Raw genomic sequence first — 18,609 nt, forward strand, 5'->3', positions numbered from 1 at the left:
TCCATTATTTCAACTGGCTCACTGGATATTTAGCAAATAAAGATTTCCGAAAATCTTTATCTTCCACAAGCATTTTAATTTTTTCTTCATTGCCGTTAAAGAACTTTATAACTTTATTTTTATCCCATATATCTTTTTCTTTTGGAAAATCATCGAATATACTATGCAAAATTGATAACATTTCTTCCCTCGTTATCTTAAAGTTTTTATTCTCTACCTGAAACTCATAACTTTTTGCATTTGGCACTAAAATTACTAAATATATAGCATTAAAGAAAAAATTCTTCTTCATCGTATCCTTCTCATCAAACCAATACGTCTCAATCATTTCTTCTGTAAGAGCCCCACTTTCTTTTGCGCCATAGTTCACTTTTATATTTTCATTTTCTAAACTTATACTTTGAACTGTTCCACCACCGGGTAAATGATTAACAATTGCAACCACATCTGAGTTATTACCAACATATGTTCCAGCATATTTCTTAAAGTCACTAGGTTTCACATCACATATTTCTTTTATTCTTTCTCCGCTAGAACAAGCAGTAATAAATAAAAAAATTGTTAGCATAACAACTACATTACGATGCATATATTTCATTTAGCATCCCCCATTTTTATCGATATTTCGTTAATTACAATACATCTTCTCAAAACCCTTTAAAACATACGCATTTTAATCAAAATTAAAAATTTTCAATTTTTCCGTTTACAATTATCCATTAATTGTATATAATTACTAACGTAAGAAAAATATTCTAAAAGGAGGTCGAAGGAAATGATGAAATTACAATTACATGCATTAACTTTAGCGTTAACTGCACCTGTGGTTTCTGGACAATTAAATATGAATTCGACCACCCTAATGGAGAATTGAAAATCGTACTTTATTTCATTTAATTCATAAATTCGCCACAGGAGGTCGTATACTTTCCTGTGGCTTTTTCACGCCCAGCCATAGGAGAACTGTATCTTCCTGTGGTTTTTTTGCGCGATTTTTTAGTCTCTTACATTATTTTTCTAAGAAAGGAGCAACATTCAATGACTATTAGCGTATTGTTTTTAAGTATTACGATTCAAAGAAATACAATTTCCAAAGATGAAATTCTTCATAATGAGCAAATTGAAAAAGCTATGAATGATGTTAAGGAGCGCCAAGCACTTTACTGTGATCACCTGTAATTCCTTTTCGAAAGGAGGAATTCATTTATGACTTTTCATATTTTCTTTTTTACGACTGTACTTCAAAAAAATACTTTATCTGAAACTGAAATTAATCGTAAACAACAGTTAAAACAACTAACTGATAAAATAACTGACATTAAAAGTTCATACTACACTCAAATGTATTAAAAATATATTTTAAAGGGGTAATATATTCATGAAATTTAAAGCATTCTTTTTAACAATCACCATTCAAAAACGTAAACTTTCACAGAAAGAGATTTTACGTGAGCAACACATCCAAAATATTATGGACGAAGTAAAAGAACGCCAATCTTCTTATTACACTCGTCTTTTCTAAAACACTTATAAAGGGGCAATTATTTTATGAAATTTAAAGTATTCTTTTTAACCATTACCATTCAAAAAAATAAATTTTCCGAGTCTGAAATGCTTCATGAGCGACAAATTAATCAGGCTATGGATTCTGTAAAAGAAAGACAAAGTCATTACTGTAGTCACCTGTAATTTCTTATTACACTCGTTTTTTCTAAATCACTTATAAAGGGGCAATTATTTTATGAAATTTAAAGTATTCTTTTTAACCATTACCATTCAAAAAAATAAATTTTCTGAGTCTGAAATGCTTCATGAACGACAAATTAATCAGGCTATGGATTCTGTAAAAGAAAGACAAAGTCATTACTGTAGTCATCTGTAATTCCAATTCGAAAGGAGGAATTCACATATGAAGTTTCACCTATTCTTTTTAACGATTACGATTCAAAAAGAAACAATATCTCAAAATGAATTAAAACAAGAAAGACAATATAAACAAGTTATTGATGAAATTCGAGATCGTAGAAGCAAGTACTACACTCACCTTTAATCGTTTAACTATATAGAATTGAAAGGAGTCGATTATGATGATGATAGCACGCTGTAAGGAAATGATTTGGATAGTTCAGAGGGATTCCACATAGTTTTATAGAGCTTATATCACACAAGTTCATCACTGAATTTGATGTATAAAAAATATATAATAAAATCAAATCAACCCGCTTTTAATTATTTTTTATAAACAAAAGATACACCACTTAAAAAGAGGTGTATCTTTCTCAGGTTTTACTATTTCCGATTACTTCTCTTCGTCTTAAACAATCTCACTAAGTTCGAAACAACTGTTTTTGTTACTGCATAAACTGGTACTGCTAAAATCATTCCGATGATTCCAGCAAAGTTACCTACCCCTAAAATTAGGATAATAATTGTTAATGGGTGGATGTTTAATTTCGAGCTCATAATACGTGGTGAAATAATATTACTTTCAAACTGTTGTACAATTGTTACGATAATAATTACGTATAAGGCTTGCATCGGAAATACGAACAGTCCTACAATAACAGCTGGTGCTGCTCCGATAAATGGACCTAAGTTAGGAATGATGTTTGTAAATGCTGCGATAATCCCTAAAACGAAAGCGTACGGTAAATCGATAATTAAATAACCGATAAAAGTAAACGCACCTACAAATATACAAACGAGCGCTTGCCCTTGAATATATGCAGATAATGTTTCGTTCGTTTCCTTAATGATACGAAGCCCCTCTTCACGGTAAGACTCTGGTAATAAACTTACCGCTTTCCCTGGAAAGGCATGTCCATCTTTAAACATGTAAAATAAAATGAACGGTACAGTAAATACAACTAATGCAACGTTCGTGATAATACCAAATAAAGCCGTTGCACTCGACGTAATTGTATTTGGTATATCTTTTAAGTATTCAATCGCATTTTTTTCAATTGTTTCAATGGAAACGTAGTTTTGTGTAGATAACCATTCAAACAACCTATGATGTGATAATTCTTGTATGTATACTTTTCCCTCTTTTATGTAGCCTGGCATATTTTTAACCAAGTCCATTAGCTGTTGTGAAATCGTAGGAACAACTACTCCAACGCCAACCGCAGTTAATGTTATGATAAAAAGATATAACAGCAATATCGCTAAATTTCTAGGTACTTTTTTATTCTCCAAAAAGATTAATACAGGATTAAATATGAAGTATAAAAAAAGCGCGATTAAGATTGGGAAAAATAATGTTGATATGAAGATACCAATCGGTTGAAATAAAAATGATATTTTTGTGCAAATAAATATGATTCCTACAACCATTAGCACTTCTAATGTCCAAAAGTGCACTTTTGATTTCAAAAAAATGGCCTCCTTTAAACTAGCACTTCTCTTCATTGTACCAAAATAAGTATGAATTTCACATAATATTTTCCTTTACAATATTCCAAAATACCAATAAATACACTACAATGAGATTACATACAAATTTGCAGGTAAAGGTGATAAAAATGACACAATGCATCATTTGCAGAAAAGATACGAAAGAACTTAGTGAACAATATGTCATTCCAGAAATATTATGTGGATATTATTTCACAAACTCAATTTGTGATACTTGTCATGAACAAATGACAACAAATATTGATCGTCCTTTAATTAGGCATAAATTGAGTCAATTTAAGATTGAACAAATGAAAAGACAAATTGATTCCCCACTCTATACGAATGAGCACGGTGAAGAACTTGCGGCTGCTGAGACTGATGTTGTCGAAGTAAGCGACGAAATTCTTTATTCTAATGCATTAATTATGAAACTATGTAAAAAGCACGATATTTCCTTACATAATGAAATTTGGAAAGAGGAACGTGTAACGAAAGTAGCGAGTTCTATTCAACGTGAATTGCTATTGGATAACCGTAAATATAAAATGAGTATATTAAAAATGGCTTATACATTCGCTGTACAAACAGTTGATGGCTACTTTGAAAATCAAGATGCGATTGATATCTCTACCATTCTCTCAAATGCAGATTTCGTGGAACTAAAAGAAAAAAGCATTGTACGTGATTTAAGCAAAAGTTCTTTATGGAATACGCTAAATACAAGTAGTGAAAATCATTACTTTATTTTACTTAGCGATAAAGACGGTCTGTTTTGCTTCATTCGTTTGTTTGACATCTTTGATGTTGTCGTTCATTTATCAGAAAAAAGATTTGACCTTCCATCACCCATTGTCGGTGTAAATAATGTGAATACACAGAAATTTTATGTCCAAAGTTTAAAACAGTATATGGATGGTCTGTTTAAAGAAAAAGCACCTACTATATAATAGGAACCAGAACGTATGGTCTCCTTTCTTGATGAAAAGACACTGTGTTATAATGAGTATGAAAAGAACAATACAATCACATAAACCAATTATAAATTGTATATAAATAAAAAAGACTAGTGTGCGGCTACACACTAGTCCACGTAACTTAGCAGATTGGATTGTTCATTTATCCTATTTGTTTCTTACAAACAAAACAACCCACATTCTATAGGCATAGGTGGGTTGTTATTTTTTGAGCTTGTCTATTAAAACGACGACGAACGTTAACAATGCAACGAGAAACAGTCCACCCTGCAATAGCAACGCTATTTCACTCACGAATTATCACCCCCCTCCTACTTGGAGAAGTGATAATTGAACAACCAACCGCACCTTAAGTTACCCTTTAATTTTACCATATTTTCTAATAATTTACGATGAAAACCCGCAAGCGAATAACTTGCGGTTTTTTTATACCGTATTAACAGGCAGTAAACAAAATGAAGCAATAAATAGGTGAAACTTTATTTCTCACTATTTTTTTAATGCATATGCATCAGCAATCATTTCACCAACAATTTTATTTTCTTCTTTCTTCTCGTCTTTCAATAATGGGAATAACAATTCTGCCACTTCATACGCTTCTTCTAAATGCGGATATCCTGATAAAACAAACGTATCAATTCCTAACAATTCATATTCTTTTATCCTTTCTGCTACTGTATGCGGATCGCCTACAAGTGCAGTACCTGCCCCACCTCTTACAAGTCCGATTCCAGCCCATAAATTAGGGCTTATCTCTAACGACTCTCTCGTACCTTTATTTAAATGGGTCATCCGTTTTTGACCAACCGAATCATATCTTGCAAATGTCTTTTGAGCAAGCCCAATTGTTTCATTATCCACATATTGAATTAAACGTTCTGCCTCTTCCCATGCTTCTTCTTCTGTTTCTCTTACAATTACGTGTAATCTAATGCCAAATCGCACTGTACGCCCCTTCTCTTCTGCAAGTTTTCTTACTTCTTCTATTTTCTCTTTCACTTGCTCTGGCGGCTCTCCCCACGTTAAATATACATCACTATGTTCAGCTGCTACTTCTTTTCCAGCAGCTGACGATCCTCCAAAATATATAGGAGGATATGGTGTTTGAACTGGTGGGAAGACAACTTTACTATCTGTAACTTTAATATGTTTTCCTTCTAAAGAGATCGTTTCACCTTGCAATGTCGATTTCCAAACTTTTAAAAATTCATCCGCTGCTTCATATCTTTCATCATGATCAAGATATAATCCATCTCCTTGTAGTTCAACTGGATCTCCTCCAGCTACTACATTAATAAGCAGCCTCCCATGTGAAATTCTATCAAATGTAGATGCCATCCTCGCTGCAACTGTAGGGGACATTAGTCCTGGTCTCACTGCTACTAAAAATTTTAGTTTTTCTGTTTCAGCAGCAAGAGCTGAAGCTAACACCCAAGGGTCTTCACATCCTTGACCAGTTGGAAGTAAAACACCCGTATATCCTAAATAATCAGCTGCCGCAGCAACTTGCTTATAATAACCATATTCAGCTGCTCTTCCTCGTTTTGTCGTTCCTAAATATCGACCATCTCCATAAGCCGGAATAAACCATAATAATTCCATACCTTTACACACCCCTTATTTATTTTGAATCGTATACTAACACATTCTATATAAATTACCCCTAATAATTTATATGTTAATTCCCTGTCTCACCTTTAAAGTTATCTCGCCATCTTAAAAACTTCACTTCTAGTAAACGTACTAGAGAGTCAGAAAACTTCCCAACAAATGCAAATATAATTATGCCGACAAATACAATATCTGTATTTGAAAATTGCCTTGCATCCATAATCATATAGCCAATACCTTCTGTAGACCCCATAAGTTCTGCTACTACTAAACTCACCCATGCAACACCTAACGATAACCTTGCTCCTAGTAAAAGGTTAGGCAATGCAGCTGGTAAAATTAGTTTCGTGATTAATTTTCTTTTACTAAACTCTAACACTCTCGCAACATCAAATAACTTTGAATCCACACCTCTAATACCTAAAAATGCGTTTACGTATAAAGGAAAAAATGCACCATCTGCAATTAATAACACTTTCGATGTTTCACCAAAACCGAACCATAATACGAAAAGCGGTGCAACAGCTAAATGAGGTACAGTTCTTAACATTTGCACAGATGGATCTAAATATTGCTCACTTCTCGTTGAAAATCCAACAATCGTTCCTAAAATGATTCCTAAGCCCCCACCAATAAAGAAACCAGCCGCAGCCCTAAATACACTAATACTTAAATGGCCGAATAACTCTCCTGTTTTAATAAGCTCTTGGAAAGCTAGAAAAATATCTAATGGTGTTGGTAAAACTGTTTTAGAAACAAGACCGAATACACCAGCTAACTGCCAAATTATTAATATAATAACCGGTATAGTAATCGCCCTTACTAAAACTTTTACATTTAACTTTCGCATCTTCTTGACGTTGTTTTTCTCAATCGTTATACTCGCTGGTTTAATAACAGCTTTCGTATTTCCCACTTTACAAAACCTCTTTTCACTTCGCTTTCAATGCTTTTTCTACGAAAGAATTATCTACAACTTTTTCCGTCTTAATTTCTTTCTTTATAGAACCGAGCTTATATTGAAAATCCGCTGTCTTTTGTTGTTCTGCTATTATTTCCTTCGTTACTGGAACTAAAATTGGTTTGTCGTGATTAAACACTTCTTTTACGATCTTCGCATCTATCTTTTTTACAGAAGTATATACTTTTATTGCTTCATCTAAGTTAGCATCTTGCCATACACGTGCTTTCTCATAAACTTTGAGGAATTTCTCAACTAATTCTGGATGTTCTTTCGCAAATTTTGTTCTCGTAATTAAAAATTCTGGTGAAGAGACATTTAATGTTTCACCGTCTGCAATCACCTTCGCACCTTTATTTAACGTATGTAATGATATGAAAGGGTCCCAAATCGCCCATGCATCTACTGATCCTGATTCGAATGCAGGCTGCGCTTCATCTGGTTGTAATTGAATGACATTTACATCTTTTGAATCAATCCCTTCTTTATCAAGTGCTCGATACAATAAATTAAAAGCACTACTTCCTTTTGCTACTGCAATTTTTTTACCTTTTAACTCTTTTACACTCGCAATTTTGCTATCTTTTTGAACGAGAATTCCAGTTCCTTTTCTCGCATAACTTGTATTGGCGATTTCGGTAAATCCAATACCTGCTGCTTGCGCTGAAATGACTGGAGAATTCCCTACTTCACCAAAGTCTAATCGGTTTGATGCGATTGCTTCAAAATAAGGAGGTCCACTTTGGAACTCTGTCCATTTCACTTTAACTCCTTCTTTTTTAAACTCCTCTTCAAACCACCCCTTTTTCTTTGCTAGTAATAGCGGGCTTAATCCTTGCTGTATACCAATTTGTATTGTTACATCTTCTTTCTTACTACTTGCTGTACTTTTTTCACATCCTAATAAACATACTGATATAGCTAAAACAAAAGAAAGAATTTTTAATTTTTTATACATATAAAATCCCCCTTTTCCTATATACTTGTTTGAATCAACCCTCCATATTCAAACTGCTGTAATACTTTCGTTCGAAGTTGTTGGAACGATTGAGAAGTTTTATTCCGCGGATAAGGCAAATTATTTTCAATCACTTTATGTATTTTCCCTGGTTTTGCACTCATAATGATGATTCGGTTTGAAAGATATATCGCTTCGTCTATATCATGTGTAACGAATATCATTGTTGTTTTCTTATGCTCCCAAATATTTAGCAATACTTCTTGTAAATGACTTCGAGTAAAAGCATCCAGCGCTCCAAAAGGTTCATCAAGTAATAATACATTTGGATCTCTTAATAACGCTCTCGCTATCGCAACACGTTGTGACATCCCGCCTGAAATTTCTTTCGGATACGATTTTTCAAAACCATCTAACCGAACGATTTCAACCCATTCTCTTACCTTATCTTTCACATACTTATCTTTTAACGATAAATCTGCCGCTATATTTTCTTCAACTGTTAACCATGGAAAAAGCCTATGTTCTTGAAAAATAAAACCTTGTTTCTTGCTCGTTTTTAGGATAGGCTCCCCGTCAATAACAACTTCACCTTCAAAATCATTATCTAGACCTGCAACAATTTTTAGTAATGTACTTTTTCCGCACCCACTCGAACCAATTACTGTAACAAAATCCCCTTTCTCTAATTGAAAATTAATATTCTCTAGCACTTGAACCGTACCAGTTTGTTTCAAAAAATATTTTGATACCCCATCAATTGAAACAGTCATTTCTTCCCCTCCTTAAAATGATTCATATAAATGAACAGATTCAGTATTTGTGCAATAAAAAACCAAAGGCATTTTATCTGTTGATAAAATGCCTTTGGTTTCTCCAATCAGCAATACGTTATGGAATTAAGTACATATTATACAAATATTTCCGATAAGTCAACTAGGTTTTATTAAAACATACATATGATTTGTTTGAACATTTTACTTTTATTTATTTAAACGATATCGTTTACTTACTATTTTTTCTGATCTTTAATCCACTGTAACCAATAAGAAAACTCACACGCTAAATGCATTTGATGGGATTTAATATCTAAGCGACGAAATTTCTACAAAAAAAGAGTAATTTCAAGAAATATGCTACTAACCTTAGATTTATTAAAAAAGTTAGATCATATAACTTGAGACTACTCATTCCCATTCAAAATATTTATGTAATTAAATTTTATTTCCTCTGCACCCTGGCTGTCTCCAAAACTATTGGTGGCAGCTCTTTTTGAATGATTTCTTTTAATCCATAAAGAGCTTTCCTTACATAACCACCTTCGAAATTCCCTAATGGTTCTGGTAATTCATCTTCATCCAATATGAAGTATTCTCCATTTGGAAGTACCATAATATCGATGATTAAATCTTCAAAGGAAACCACTTCATCTTTTATTTGTGTGTTTTTTACGATATTAAAATAGGAACCTAAATACTTTCCTTTTATATCTCTCCATACGTATAAATTGTACGGACGATCTTTCCAGTAATATGCGATTGTATAACTTCCTTTTGGGATTGTTAACTTAGTATCATTTGCAGTCATTGTAAATGAATACTGCACCTCGTGAAATAAAACGATACTTTGTGATTGCTTTTCAAGTAATAAGCAATTGTGATCTACTATTGTTGAGTTATACTGGATTTTTCTTTCTATAATTTCAATTTTCGATGTAAGTAACTTATTCATTATTTTGTTTCCCCTTATGCTAGTTCTATCCTCAATTATATCCATTTATATAGCGATAAAGAAGTGTATAGTTTTTTATATAATGATTTATACAAGTACATAATAAAAACTCCTTCTTATTTAGAAAGAGTTTTTATTATGTAACTAACAGCACTATTACTCATGTTTTAACTTTTCCTTAACCGCATCATAAAATTTTCGTTCTTCATCAACATTCAAGTAAACACGACTTACTGTTTTAGAAAAGCCGTATAACAACTGCGCTTTCACTGGCTCTTTTAATGTTATTTCAAAAGTAGCAGGTTCTTTTATGAACTCCATAACAGTTGCATCCAATACCTGTTTCCCTTCTTTTGCCGTTAGCAATTCCCCCTTGTAGAACGCAATACTATCAATTTGTGTAAATGGCATAACAATTTTCTTTCCTAATCCGATTTGAATGATTACTTGTTCTTCTGTTACGACAAGGGGATTTTTGCGCATCGCTTGTATTTCAGCTATAAAATAAATCATCGCGTATACATTTAAAATAAGTAAAATCCATGCTATTACTGGATTCCACTGATGTAGTAAATAATGAAAACCAATGCTTTCAATTATTGTTGCATGAATAATCATGATATACACACCTATAGCACCAGTCTTTTTATGATATGAGTATACAGATTTACCTGTTGGTACTTTTTCACGCCACGATAAAAACGCATAATAGATTAACTTACACTCTGTTAGAATGACATCTACTAACTTACTTCTTTTCATAGTAGCGTCAAACGCTGCATCAATTGCATAAGAAAAGGAATAATTTTCTCTTCTATATTCTTTATATTTTTTTATTATTTTAGGAAGCACTCTAACAATTTTATAGAGAAGGAATAATTCTAGACCTACAAATGCAATTTCAGCCGCAACAATAATATAAGAGATGAATGAAAAAGCTTGTAAATAGTCACTTGGAATAATAAATCTTGCAAAAATATAACCAGCTATTACAACAGGAACTATATACGTTAACGAGTATCTTTTTCGAATAATGAAGAAATACGTGATGATTGGAATGACAAACATGCAATCTAATAATGACCCAAGCACAACTTCTTTCGGCGCAACTGGTACAATTGGAAGGGCATACAATAAATAGTTTGATAGCATAATTAAAGAGACGAGTCCAATCCAAATACCTTTTCGCCTTCGTGATAGTGTAGCCTTCATACGTTCACTCCTTTATTTAAAAACCTCATTTAAATGGTCTTTATAAAATGAAATGGCACGTTCAAATTCTTTTACTTCCTCTACTTTCACGACAGTTTCAAGTAATAATTTCATCGCTGATTCGTGATCGTTTACGTTATATTTTGCTAATGATAAAAATACTTTCATCGGAGCGTTCTCTGGGAATTTTTTCACCCCAGCTTCTAATACTGTAATTGCCTTTTCATATTCACCTATACAACGATATGTACTTCCTAAACCAATATAAGCACCGCAAAGCGATTCGCCATCAAGTCCATTTGCGATTGCCTGCTCATAATACGGAACTGCTTCTGTTTCTAGCCCCATTACATCATGTATCCACGCACACTGATACAGTACTTCTGCATCCTTTGTAAAGTTTGTTAATCCTATAAGCATCTCTTTAGACTGCGCATATTTCTTTTCGTTTCTAAGTTTAATAGCTTGCTTTAATAAATGTTCCATAGAATCCACTCCTCACCAATTATTCTGTGTATAGCTCTTGATTGGTATACGCTTCACATTCGTGTAAAAGTAAAATTCCCACCAATTAAAGTTTCGCTTACTTATTACTATGCGGATTCATTCTCATCTAAAAACTTAATTTTAAAAAGCAGTGACACGATTACATAATAACTCTAAGCTTTTGACAATTTCTTTCGCTGTTTCATCTTTCCCATTACACAACTTCCCTTTACCATCCTGTCCAATTACATAATGTACAGCTCCGCGCGAATATAAAGAATGTGGTGAATTCGCAATCATTACATTCGCCCTTGCTTCTTTCATTCTATTTTTTGCTCTTTCAAACAGTTCTTCTTCATTTAAATCACTTTCAAGTTTAAAACCAACAAGTACTGTTTCTGGGTCCCATTCTTTTATTTGTTTTAATACTTTTGGAGCCTTTTGAAAGTGAATAATCGGTGCTATATCACTTGAAATTTTTCCGTTCATATTAAGAACATTACCATCTTGATCACAAATTTTCTCCACAATCCAATCTGATCCAGCCGCTGCCATAATGACTGCATCAATCTTTTCATGTGATATGATACTTTTCATTTTATCTTGTAAATCAACGATTCCTTCAAATGGATGTAATTCTAACCCTCTATGTACATCACTTGGTTTCTCCGCAAAATAACCGTGTAAATATATAACATGTGCCCCTTTAGCTAGAAGTTCTTCTGCGATTATCCTTCCGATTGTACCTTTGGCCATATTCGTATGCCCGCGTACTTGATCCCATTTTTCTAGACAACCACCGCTCGTAATTAATACCTTTTTCCCCTTCATTGTAACCATCCCTTACTAATTTTTCTTACGAAACCATTCTGTTCCAAAGTCAACTATATCACGCTGTTTCATTAGACGACACGTTGCATTCCCTATCTTCCCATTTTTTACAGTTCCTTTTCGCTCAAACTCCACACCAATTTCTACAAACTTCTCAGATTCGTAATCCATTTCAAAAAACTCTTTCCACACTCTTTCACCGTTTTCTATAATAGGTGCTCCTACTTGTATTAACTCACATGCACCAGAACGCACCTCGGATAAATGAACAGATGTATTAGAATCATATCCAACACCAATTAATAATACGTACCCGTCTAAATCATATATTTTTCTTAATGGAGATTCTTCTCCAAAGCTCATTGATAACGAATGGTTCATTGTTATTTCTACTGCATGTTTTCCCCATGCAGCAAAACTTCCTAACGGATGATTACTACGTACTACATTCGGATATGTACGAAAACATTCAACTATTTCACCCATTCCCCTTGTTGGGGTTATACGTGAATCAAATGCTGGGACGTTATCTCGGATAATTTGCCACCAGTCTTCCGGTACAGGTGGTCTTGACCAATGTTTCGGATCGGACAAATCCGAAGATTGCGTTGGCATTATTATCGTTCCTTCTTCCGTAACAACTTTCATTAATGCTTCTACTACAGCAACCGCACCACCAGATATCCATCCGATAGAACTTAGTGATGAATGAACGATAATTGTCATTCCTTTTTCGACTCCTAATGCTTTTAAATCTTTTGTTATTGTTTCGATTGTATTTGGAAATTGTGTACTTGCTACTATTTCATTCATTTTCATATTGGTTCCCCCACTAGCTACGTAAATTTAAACTTTTATATAAATATATTATCATATTTTTCTTAATTTTTAACTTAATCATTTTTCACATCTATAAAAAATAGTAATATTATTACACAAAAAAATATTCAAATTCTAATATTAAGATTTAAAAAACAAAAAGAAAGTGAAGATTTTACATCCCCATCATAAAAAGCTGTTTTATACATAGACGAAAGAGCTCATCACAAATGATGAGCTCTTTGTTTATTTTATCCTTCAATTGTAACCCCAGTAAACATTGATAAGTTTCCCGTTATTTTCTCACCTACACGTAAAAATAAGCCTGCTGCTCTTCCACTTATACAGTGAGAGCCAATTAATAGTTTACCAGTATATGGACCATCCCATGTATCAATGGTATAGTCAGGCATTTCTATGTATTGCTGGTATATCTTCCTTTGTTCAAAGTAATACTCTGTTTTATCTTCAGCTAATAATTCATCATTTTCGTATATAGATACTCCGCCACCTTCACGACCGAATACAGGTTTTGAAACGTATGATTCATGTCTTTCTAGAAATCGCTTATTTGAAAAATATGTTGGTAGAAAGTATTTATAAATAATGTCTTGCTCTTCTTCTGTAAAGAAAACACTTTCTTCATAAAGCTTCCAAATTAGTGCGAGTACACTTTTGTTTTGCATAACAAACGCGGCTGGCGGATTAATAATTTTCACTCTTTCTTGCGCAATATGATCTAAAAATTGTAAACCAATCCTTTTTCCATTCTTATCAACGTCCGTTACTAAATACTCTATTGGATACAGTCTATATAAATATTTTATTTTTTCTCCACTTGGCGTATATATACCATCTTCCGCAACGACAATGTCTTGTATTCCTACATAGTCCGTTGACTGATTTAAGCAATACGTTCTTAAAAACTGAACCGTTTGACTATCTTCATCGTGCCAATCATAACTAGTAAAATATATCGTCTCTTCAGGGCCTATATGATAGTCATGTTTAATTTGTTCCCATGCCTGCACAATATGCTCTTCTATATGGTTTGGGTGATTTACATCATGATAACGGCATAACACTTCATTTGCGACAGACGGTTCTAAATAGCCTGTTGGCGTATCACAATTTACTTCTATTAATTTTATATCGTCACCATTTACGATAAAATCAAACCTTGTAAAATATGAAAATAAACCATTATGTTTCATTCTCGCCATTTCCCACGCTTCAGCTGGGAATCCAAGTTTTTGAAAATCTTTTGTCGTATTTACAATATATTGATACGTTCTATATAACACATACATGATTTCTTCTGTCGCTTTTGAGATAGCAGTATAAGTTTTTGCTGGCATGCGATACATCCCTGTTGCCATATATTGATTCCATTCTTCATTCTCTAACAGACTAGGCCAAGTGAAACCATTCCTACTAGCCTCTTCTGCAAGTGAAAACCATACTTTCATATACTCTTCTTGCTCTCGTTCTGTATACATTACTCCATTACCCTTTCGTTTTAGGATCCTACTGGCGCTTTTGCGTTTCCAATTCCACTTGAACCAGAGTTTACTTTCGGTGTTTGCGTAGTAGATGATTTTGGCGTATTTGTATCTGGTGTTACTTTATTGGATGGATTTGGCTGCTGTTTATTTAAATCTACTTTATTGGAAATATTATTATTACCGTTAGAACCACCAGAATAACCACCGCTACTACCGCCACCTGTTCTACGCTCATCTTTTTCACGATATGGAATAACATTATTTGCATACGGTTTCTTCATTAAATTTGGTTTTGCTGTATAATTCATATTTGAAGTTCTACTCGCTAATAAATATCCTGCTACAAATGGAAGTATCGGTAAATGAGAGTTTTCATGATAAGATGAAAATGACGGATTATTTTCCTTGCATAACGCATCTATCTCTACATTTTCATTGGTTGGGGCTTTATCATCACAATTTAATGTTTCTTGTTCATTTCTTTGTTTTGCACCATCTGTTTTAACAGCTGTACTTTCTTGCTGAGCAGTTTCTTCTTCATAATCACCACAACCTGTTAATAAAAAAGATGACACCCCTATTGAAGTAGCTATTTTTATAAACTTACTTTTCTCCATTCTCACGTGTTATACACCTATCTTCTTTTATCTATATTTTTCCAGATACCTATATTATATAATGAAATTATTATTTTTTTCAAACTATATTCAATATGTACAATTATATATTTTCATGCTATTTTTCCATGTAACAATGAAATCTTTCTATCCCTGGATATTTTTCTCCTAAACTTTTAACTTGAAAACCAATTCTTTTATAAAATTCTACCGCCCCATCGTCTGTCTCCGCTTCTATATAAGTCAATTGGTATACTCTTACAATCTCTTTAATCATTTGTAGTGCAATTCCTTTTTGACGATAATCTGGAGCCACTGCTATATGACATATTCGTGCTTTAGTTTCTCCGATTATTTCAATACCTAGACAAGCTTTTTCTTCATATTTGTACAAAGTCCCTTTATTACTTTGATAAAATATTACTGCCTTCTTTAAGCTTATATCATTTGGACCGACGGCATATTGTAGCACATTTAATATTGAATCTTTTTCAATTTGTTCAACGCGATGTATATTCATACTTTCATCCCTTTCTATGAAAAAAACTAGCTCTTAATAAAAAGAGCTAATCTCATTACGCCGTTATTTTTTCTTCTTTTTTTACAACGACAGCCACATAACTATGAAGTATCATTCCAATAATAACGAGACTCATACCAATCCAAGATAATGATGACGGAATTGGTGCAGATAACCAGATCAGCTCTCCTACTAGCGCAAATAAAACTTCACCAGACTGCGTCGCTTCCACTGTTGCTAATTTTTGCAGATCATCTTTCACAAGATCTGTTGCAAAGAAAAATAATACTGTCGCGATTAACCCAGAGCTAACTGCTACAATAAAACATTGAAGAACTTGGCTACTTGACGGTAATCCGCCAGTTGATACTTGGTAACCAGATAATAAAAACCAAAATGGTAAGCTTGATAAAGTCATACCGAGTACTCGCTGAAATACATCTAATTCCCCTTTACAAACTTGCATCATTTTTCTATTTCCAAGAGGATACGCAAATGCTGCAATAAGTACAGGAACTACACATAAAACGGTTTCACGAATACCTAATGAAGAAGCATGTTCTACTTGCATAAGAACAACACCGAATAAAATAATGCCCGACATAACTAATTCCTTCATCGGAAGTTTTTTATGTAGTGGATCCACCGCAAAAAATGGTGTTAACAAAATCCCTGCAACGATTGTAATTTGCCATGTTGATGCAACAAGCCAACCTGGTCCGAACGCTCCAGCAAAACTAAGTGGTGCATAAAAGAGACCAAATCCAACGATACTCCACACTAACCATTCTTTCGGATTGTTTTTCATATATTGAAAGAGTTGCTTTAAGTTCCCTCTATACATAACAATAAGTAATAGCATTGGAACCATAAAATAATACCGTAATGATGCACTCCAAATCCAGCTTCCACCTTCTAAGTCCATTGCCCTGTTTAAAACAAAAGTAAAGGCAAAGAAAAAGGATGCCAATATCCCTATAACAATTGCTTTCATTGTAAAACCCCTTGTATTTAATTTTTAATCTCTATGACATATATTTTAGTATACGCGATGAAAAATCTACATACAAACTTACATTTCACTTTGGGATGATGAAGGAATTGTAGTAGATTTACATGGGAATAAAGTGCATTGGTATGAAATCGAGGCCATTACATATCAAAATTTTCAAGGGTCAAAATCTACTTTAATCTCGACCCGCTATAAAAGATGGCTACCAACTATTGCACATTCAATTTACTGGTTTTCTATTGAGAAACCAAAAGATTATCATAAAAATTTAATGATAGCTTGGGAAGAAAAGCGAACGAATAAAAACAAACGCCTCCTTTAATTATTATTTAGGGGCGTTCGTTCATTCAAAAATTAAAGAATATGTAGTTTATATTCTCTGTATAATTTCCTCAAACGACTGATATGAGCTTGATGATACCGATTATGATCTGCTATATGCCATATTCCCCATCTTATTGTCGCAGTTTCGTCTTTTTCATACAAAACTTCCCGCATTAAATCAGTTTCTGTTAGTGTCATACATTCTTCATAAAACAATTTTTGCACTGCTTCATAATCTTGCATTAACTCTTGCAATGTGTTTTTTCTTAAACTTGGTAATTCTCCTACTTCATTTAACATAGGACCATATTTATTTTCAAATGCTGGCGGAACATCTTCTCCCTTGAAACGATACACCCAATGTAAATCAACAACTGCTAAATGCTGAAGTAACTGCCCAATACTATTTTCATTATTTTCAGACCCTTTATAGGATAGTTCGTTCTCTTCAGTACCTTCGACTAACCTTTGCAATCTATTAAACGTATCAGCAACCGTCGCATACAAAATCGCTACTTGAGGGTCCATATTTCTTTCTAAATAGAGATCTTTCATACAAAACTTCCTCTCTTAAAAGAACAACACCATATGTTCATCATCACTATACACACCATTCATTTTTATAGCCCTTTTTTCAATTCCGTATGTTTTAAATCCCATTGATTCATATAATCGTTTGGCTGGTTCGTTCGTTGACACAACCCCTAAATTCAATTGCTCTAGCTTCATCTCTTTTGCGCTTTCAATTGCTTTACGTATTAAATCACGTGCAAGACCACTTCTTCGATTTTCAGTATCTACATACATTGCAACGATATGTCCTTTATGCTTATATGCGTCTTTTTCTTCTGTTAATAAAGTAACAACCCCAACTAAACGATTTTCATTATTAAAAGCACCAAATGTAAAACTACTATTGGATGAAAGATTACTAGCAACTCGTTCAAGAGGATTTTCTTGACGTACTGCTTCTTCATAAGTCGTTATAAATGCTTCTGGATTTACTTGTAATGCTTGTAAACGTAACTCCCAATATTGTTTTGCATCCGCTTTTGTAAGTAATCGAATCATTTTATCTTCCCCTTTTTAATTTACATAATATTTTTATAGGCTACTTTTTTTGATTCATACTCTTCTTTTAATATACTGTAACGATTGCGATGAATGAACTTCCCCTGTCTTAATCGATCATTTCTCATTAACCCTTCGCATACAAATCCGGCACTTTCATAACTCTTTTTAGCTTTTGTATTATCTTCATCTACACGTAACCAAATTTTCTCCAATTCAAACTGAGAAAAACCTATTTGTAACATGCTGTTTAGAGCTGCCATTCCAAATCCTTTACCCCAATAGTCTTTATTTCCAATCGCAATTCCTAGTTCAGCATTTTTATTTGTTTTATCAAAATTTTTAAGGTCTACCCATCCAATATGTATACCTGCCTCAGTAACGATTGCCCTTTGTTCATAACCATTTTTTCGGCTTATACAAGCTTCAATCCAGTTTCTCGTATCTCCACGAGTGAACGGAGGATATTGATCTGGTACAACTAAATGGTTTGTTACATCTCTATCTAATGACCATTGATAGCGATCTTCTACATCATCTAGTGTCAATTCTCTTAATTGAACATATGGTACATTCAT

Annotated in this window: 26 protein-coding genes; 7 read left to right on the plus strand and 19 right to left on the minus strand. The window is 33.4% G+C overall.

Features of this window, described 5'->3' with window-relative positions; translation table 11 throughout:
- Positions 1–4 precede the first annotated feature (4 nt).
- Positions 5–598 (minus strand): DUF4825 domain-containing protein, encoded by a 594-nt coding sequence (locus EBQ15_RS07125; RefSeq protein ID WP_000876559.1) that lies wholly within the window; start codon positions 596–598, stop codon positions 5–7.
- Positions 599–1,038: 440 nt separating this feature from the next.
- On the opposite strand from EBQ15_RS07125, the gene EBQ15_RS07130 reads away from it, so the two are divergent.
- Genes EBQ15_RS07130 through EBQ15_RS07155 form a run of 6 tightly spaced genes read left to right on the plus strand, consistent with a single transcriptional unit; the run spans position 1,039 to position 2,050 of the window.
- Positions 1,039–1,179, plus strand: a complete 141-nt coding sequence (locus EBQ15_RS07130) for a YrzI family small protein (protein ID WP_000156193.1) — start codon at positions 1,039–1,041, stop codon at positions 1,177–1,179.
- Between the two features lie 27 nt (positions 1,180–1,206).
- Entirely contained in the window at positions 1,207–1,350 is a 144-nt protein-coding gene (locus tag EBQ15_RS07135; RefSeq protein WP_000142729.1) for a YrzI family small protein, read from the plus strand.
- A 28-nt stretch (positions 1,351–1,378) separates the two neighbouring features.
- The gene (locus EBQ15_RS07140; protein WP_000668963.1) at positions 1,379–1,522 is read left to right on the plus strand and encodes a YrzI family small protein; all 144 of its coding nucleotides are present in this window, start codon (positions 1,379–1,381) and stop codon (positions 1,520–1,522) included.
- 26 nt (positions 1,523–1,548) lie between these two features.
- Positions 1,549–1,689 (plus strand): YrzI family small protein, encoded by a 141-nt coding sequence (locus EBQ15_RS07145; RefSeq protein ID WP_000669805.1) that lies wholly within the window; start codon positions 1,549–1,551, stop codon positions 1,687–1,689.
- A 52-nt stretch (positions 1,690–1,741) separates the two neighbouring features.
- Entirely contained in the window at positions 1,742–1,882 is a 141-nt protein-coding gene (locus EBQ15_RS07150; protein WP_000669805.1) for a YrzI family small protein, read from the plus strand.
- Positions 1,883–1,909: 27 nt separating this feature from the next.
- Positions 1,910–2,050 (plus strand): YrzI family small protein, encoded by a 141-nt coding sequence (locus tag EBQ15_RS07155; protein ID WP_000668497.1) that lies wholly within the window; start codon positions 1,910–1,912, stop codon positions 2,048–2,050.
- Between the two features lie 239 nt (positions 2,051–2,289).
- On the opposite strand, the gene EBQ15_RS07160 is transcribed toward EBQ15_RS07155, so the two are convergent.
- A complete protein-coding gene (locus EBQ15_RS07160; protein WP_000837891.1) occupies positions 2,290–3,375 on the minus strand; it encodes an AI-2E family transporter in 1,086 nt (361 codons plus the stop codon).
- A 149-nt stretch (positions 3,376–3,524) separates the two neighbouring features.
- On the opposite strand from EBQ15_RS07160, the gene EBQ15_RS07165 reads away from it, so the two are divergent.
- Entirely contained in the window at positions 3,525–4,346 is an 822-nt protein-coding gene (locus EBQ15_RS07165; protein WP_000189713.1) for an HNH endonuclease, read from the plus strand.
- 228 nt (positions 4,347–4,574) lie between these two features.
- On the opposite strand, the gene EBQ15_RS31530 is transcribed toward EBQ15_RS07165, so the two are convergent.
- From EBQ15_RS31530 to EBQ15_RS07250, 17 genes are all read right to left on the minus strand, one after another.
- Positions 4,575–4,667 (minus strand): putative holin-like toxin, encoded by a 93-nt coding sequence (locus tag EBQ15_RS31530; protein WP_001289320.1) that lies wholly within the window; start codon positions 4,665–4,667, stop codon positions 4,575–4,577.
- 195 nt (positions 4,668–4,862) lie between these two features.
- Positions 4,863–5,975 carry an FMNH2-dependent alkanesulfonate monooxygenase gene (gene ssuD, locus EBQ15_RS07170; RefSeq protein WP_000422261.1) on the minus strand — a complete coding sequence of 371 codons (1,113 nt, stop codon included), beginning with the start codon at positions 5,973–5,975 and terminating at the stop codon, positions 4,863–4,865.
- Between the two features lie 76 nt (positions 5,976–6,051).
- A complete protein-coding gene (locus tag EBQ15_RS07175; RefSeq protein ID WP_000528518.1) occupies positions 6,052–6,900 on the minus strand; it encodes an ABC transporter permease in 849 nt (282 codons plus the stop codon).
- A 16-nt stretch (positions 6,901–6,916) separates the two neighbouring features.
- Positions 6,917–7,903 carry an aliphatic sulfonate ABC transporter substrate-binding protein gene (locus tag EBQ15_RS07180; protein ID WP_000277092.1) on the minus strand — a complete coding sequence of 329 codons (987 nt, stop codon included), beginning with the start codon at positions 7,901–7,903 and terminating at the stop codon, positions 6,917–6,919.
- Between the two features lie 17 nt (positions 7,904–7,920).
- Positions 7,921–8,676, minus strand: coding sequence for an ABC transporter ATP-binding protein (locus EBQ15_RS07185; protein ID WP_002000015.1), 756 nt, complete (start codon positions 8,674–8,676; stop codon positions 7,921–7,923).
- Positions 8,677–9,124: 448 nt separating this feature from the next.
- Positions 9,125–9,634 (minus strand): ribonuclease FAU-1 family protein, encoded by a 510-nt coding sequence (locus tag EBQ15_RS07190; RefSeq protein ID WP_001037870.1) that lies wholly within the window; start codon positions 9,632–9,634, stop codon positions 9,125–9,127.
- 156 nt (positions 9,635–9,790) lie between these two features.
- A complete protein-coding gene (locus tag EBQ15_RS07195; RefSeq protein ID WP_000648430.1) occupies positions 9,791–10,846 on the minus strand; it encodes a hypothetical protein in 1,056 nt (351 codons plus the stop codon).
- A 12-nt stretch (positions 10,847–10,858) separates the two neighbouring features.
- Positions 10,859–11,332, minus strand: a complete 474-nt coding sequence (locus tag EBQ15_RS07200; RefSeq protein ID WP_000400636.1) for a tetratricopeptide repeat protein — start codon at positions 11,330–11,332, stop codon at positions 10,859–10,861.
- Positions 11,333–11,473: 141 nt separating this feature from the next.
- Complete coding sequence (locus EBQ15_RS07205; RefSeq protein ID WP_000676724.1) at positions 11,474–12,163, minus strand: phosphopantothenoylcysteine decarboxylase domain-containing protein; 690 nt, start codon at positions 12,161–12,163, stop codon at positions 11,474–11,476.
- A gap of 15 nt (positions 12,164–12,178) precedes the next feature.
- Positions 12,179–12,982: an AAC(3) family N-acetyltransferase gene (locus EBQ15_RS07210; RefSeq protein WP_000783344.1), complete on the minus strand. Its 804-nt coding sequence runs from the start codon at positions 12,980–12,982 to the stop codon at positions 12,179–12,181.
- 251 nt (positions 12,983–13,233) lie between these two features.
- Positions 13,234–14,481 carry a glutathionylspermidine synthase family protein gene (locus tag EBQ15_RS07215; protein ID WP_000287885.1) on the minus strand — a complete coding sequence of 416 codons (1,248 nt, stop codon included), beginning with the start codon at positions 14,479–14,481 and terminating at the stop codon, positions 13,234–13,236.
- 20 nt (positions 14,482–14,501) lie between these two features.
- Positions 14,502–15,110, minus strand: coding sequence for a hypothetical protein (locus EBQ15_RS07220; protein ID WP_001242221.1), 609 nt, complete (start codon positions 15,108–15,110; stop codon positions 14,502–14,504).
- A 112-nt stretch (positions 15,111–15,222) separates the two neighbouring features.
- Positions 15,223–15,624 (minus strand): GNAT family N-acetyltransferase, encoded by a 402-nt coding sequence (locus EBQ15_RS07225; RefSeq protein ID WP_001020844.1) that lies wholly within the window; start codon positions 15,622–15,624, stop codon positions 15,223–15,225.
- Between the two features lie 55 nt (positions 15,625–15,679).
- Positions 15,680–16,618, minus strand: coding sequence for a DMT family transporter (locus tag EBQ15_RS07230; RefSeq protein WP_000644597.1), 939 nt, complete (start codon positions 16,616–16,618; stop codon positions 15,680–15,682).
- A gap of 372 nt (positions 16,619–16,990) precedes the next feature.
- A complete protein-coding gene (locus EBQ15_RS07240) occupies positions 16,991–17,515 on the minus strand; it encodes a DinB family protein (protein WP_000654219.1) in 525 nt (174 codons plus the stop codon).
- A gap of 15 nt (positions 17,516–17,530) precedes the next feature.
- Positions 17,531–18,031: a GNAT family N-acetyltransferase gene (locus EBQ15_RS07245; protein ID WP_000620318.1), complete on the minus strand. Its 501-nt coding sequence runs from the start codon at positions 18,029–18,031 to the stop codon at positions 17,531–17,533.
- A gap of 20 nt (positions 18,032–18,051) precedes the next feature.
- Positions 18,052–18,609 carry a GNAT family N-acetyltransferase gene (locus EBQ15_RS07250; protein WP_001102503.1) on the minus strand — a complete coding sequence of 186 codons (558 nt, stop codon included), beginning with the start codon at positions 18,607–18,609 and terminating at the stop codon, positions 18,052–18,054.

Origin of the sequence: Bacillus sp. 2D03, assembly GCF_003946765.1 — a bacterium.
GTDB lineage: Bacteria > Bacillota > Bacilli > Bacillales > Bacillaceae_G > Bacillus_A > Bacillus_A cereus.

What these genes read in the sequence shown, in the direction of transcription:
- ssuD (WP_000422261.1), bottom strand. Translation starts at nt 5,975, where the DNA reads ATGGAATTATTATGGTTTATTCCGGCTTATGGAGATGGTCGATATTTA.
- EBQ15_RS07135 (WP_000142729.1), top strand. Translation starts at nt 1,207, where the DNA reads ATGACTTTTCATATTTTCTTTTTTACGACTGTACTTCAAAAAAATACT.
- EBQ15_RS07125 (WP_000876559.1), bottom strand. Translation starts at nt 598, where the DNA reads ATGAAATATATGCATCGTAATGTAGTTGTTATGCTAACAATTTTTTTA.
- EBQ15_RS07205 (WP_000676724.1), bottom strand. Translation starts at nt 12,163, where the DNA reads ATGAAGGGGAAAAAGGTATTAATTACGAGCGGTGGTTGTCTAGAAAAA.
- EBQ15_RS07195 (WP_000648430.1), bottom strand. Translation starts at nt 10,846, where the DNA reads ATGAAGGCTACACTATCACGAAGGCGAAAAGGTATTTGGATTGGACTC.
- EBQ15_RS07245 (WP_000620318.1), bottom strand. Translation starts at nt 18,031, where the DNA reads ATGATTCGATTACTTACAAAAGCGGATGCAAAACAATATTGGGAGTTA.
- EBQ15_RS07225 (WP_001020844.1), bottom strand. Translation starts at nt 15,624, where the DNA reads ATGAATATACATCGCGTTGAACAAATTGAAAAAGATTCAATATTAAAT.
- EBQ15_RS07185 (WP_002000015.1), bottom strand. Translation starts at nt 8,676, where the DNA reads ATGACTGTTTCAATTGATGGGGTATCAAAATATTTTTTGAAACAAACT.
- EBQ15_RS07240 (WP_000654219.1), bottom strand. Translation starts at nt 17,515, where the DNA reads ATGAAAGATCTCTATTTAGAAAGAAATATGGACCCTCAAGTAGCGATT.
- EBQ15_RS07155 (WP_000668497.1), top strand. Translation starts at nt 1,910, where the DNA reads ATGAAGTTTCACCTATTCTTTTTAACGATTACGATTCAAAAAGAAACA.
- EBQ15_RS07230 (WP_000644597.1), bottom strand. Translation starts at nt 16,618, where the DNA reads ATGAAAGCAATTGTTATAGGGATATTGGCATCCTTTTTCTTTGCCTTT.
- EBQ15_RS07130 (WP_000156193.1), top strand. Translation starts at nt 1,039, where the DNA reads ATGACTATTAGCGTATTGTTTTTAAGTATTACGATTCAAAGAAATACA.
- EBQ15_RS07145 (WP_000669805.1), top strand. Translation starts at nt 1,549, where the DNA reads ATGAAATTTAAAGTATTCTTTTTAACCATTACCATTCAAAAAAATAAA.
- EBQ15_RS07150 (WP_000669805.1), top strand. Translation starts at nt 1,742, where the DNA reads ATGAAATTTAAAGTATTCTTTTTAACCATTACCATTCAAAAAAATAAA.
- EBQ15_RS07200 (WP_000400636.1), bottom strand. Translation starts at nt 11,332, where the DNA reads ATGGAACATTTATTAAAGCAAGCTATTAAACTTAGAAACGAAAAGAAA.
- EBQ15_RS07190 (WP_001037870.1), bottom strand. Translation starts at nt 9,634, where the DNA reads ATGAATAAGTTACTTACATCGAAAATTGAAATTATAGAAAGAAAAATC.
- EBQ15_RS07165 (WP_000189713.1), top strand. Translation starts at nt 3,525, where the DNA reads ATGACACAATGCATCATTTGCAGAAAAGATACGAAAGAACTTAGTGAA.
- EBQ15_RS07210 (WP_000783344.1), bottom strand. Translation starts at nt 12,982, where the DNA reads ATGAAAATGAATGAAATAGTAGCAAGTACACAATTTCCAAATACAATC.
- EBQ15_RS07140 (WP_000668963.1), top strand. Translation starts at nt 1,379, where the DNA reads ATGAAATTTAAAGCATTCTTTTTAACAATCACCATTCAAAAACGTAAA.
- EBQ15_RS07250 (WP_001102503.1), bottom strand. Translation starts at nt 18,609, where the DNA reads ATGAATGTACCATATGTTCAATTAAGAGAATTGACACTAGATGATGTA.
- EBQ15_RS07215 (WP_000287885.1), bottom strand. Translation starts at nt 14,481, where the DNA reads ATGTATACAGAACGAGAGCAAGAAGAGTATATGAAAGTATGGTTTTCA.
- EBQ15_RS07180 (WP_000277092.1), bottom strand. Translation starts at nt 7,903, where the DNA reads ATGTATAAAAAATTAAAAATTCTTTCTTTTGTTTTAGCTATATCAGTA.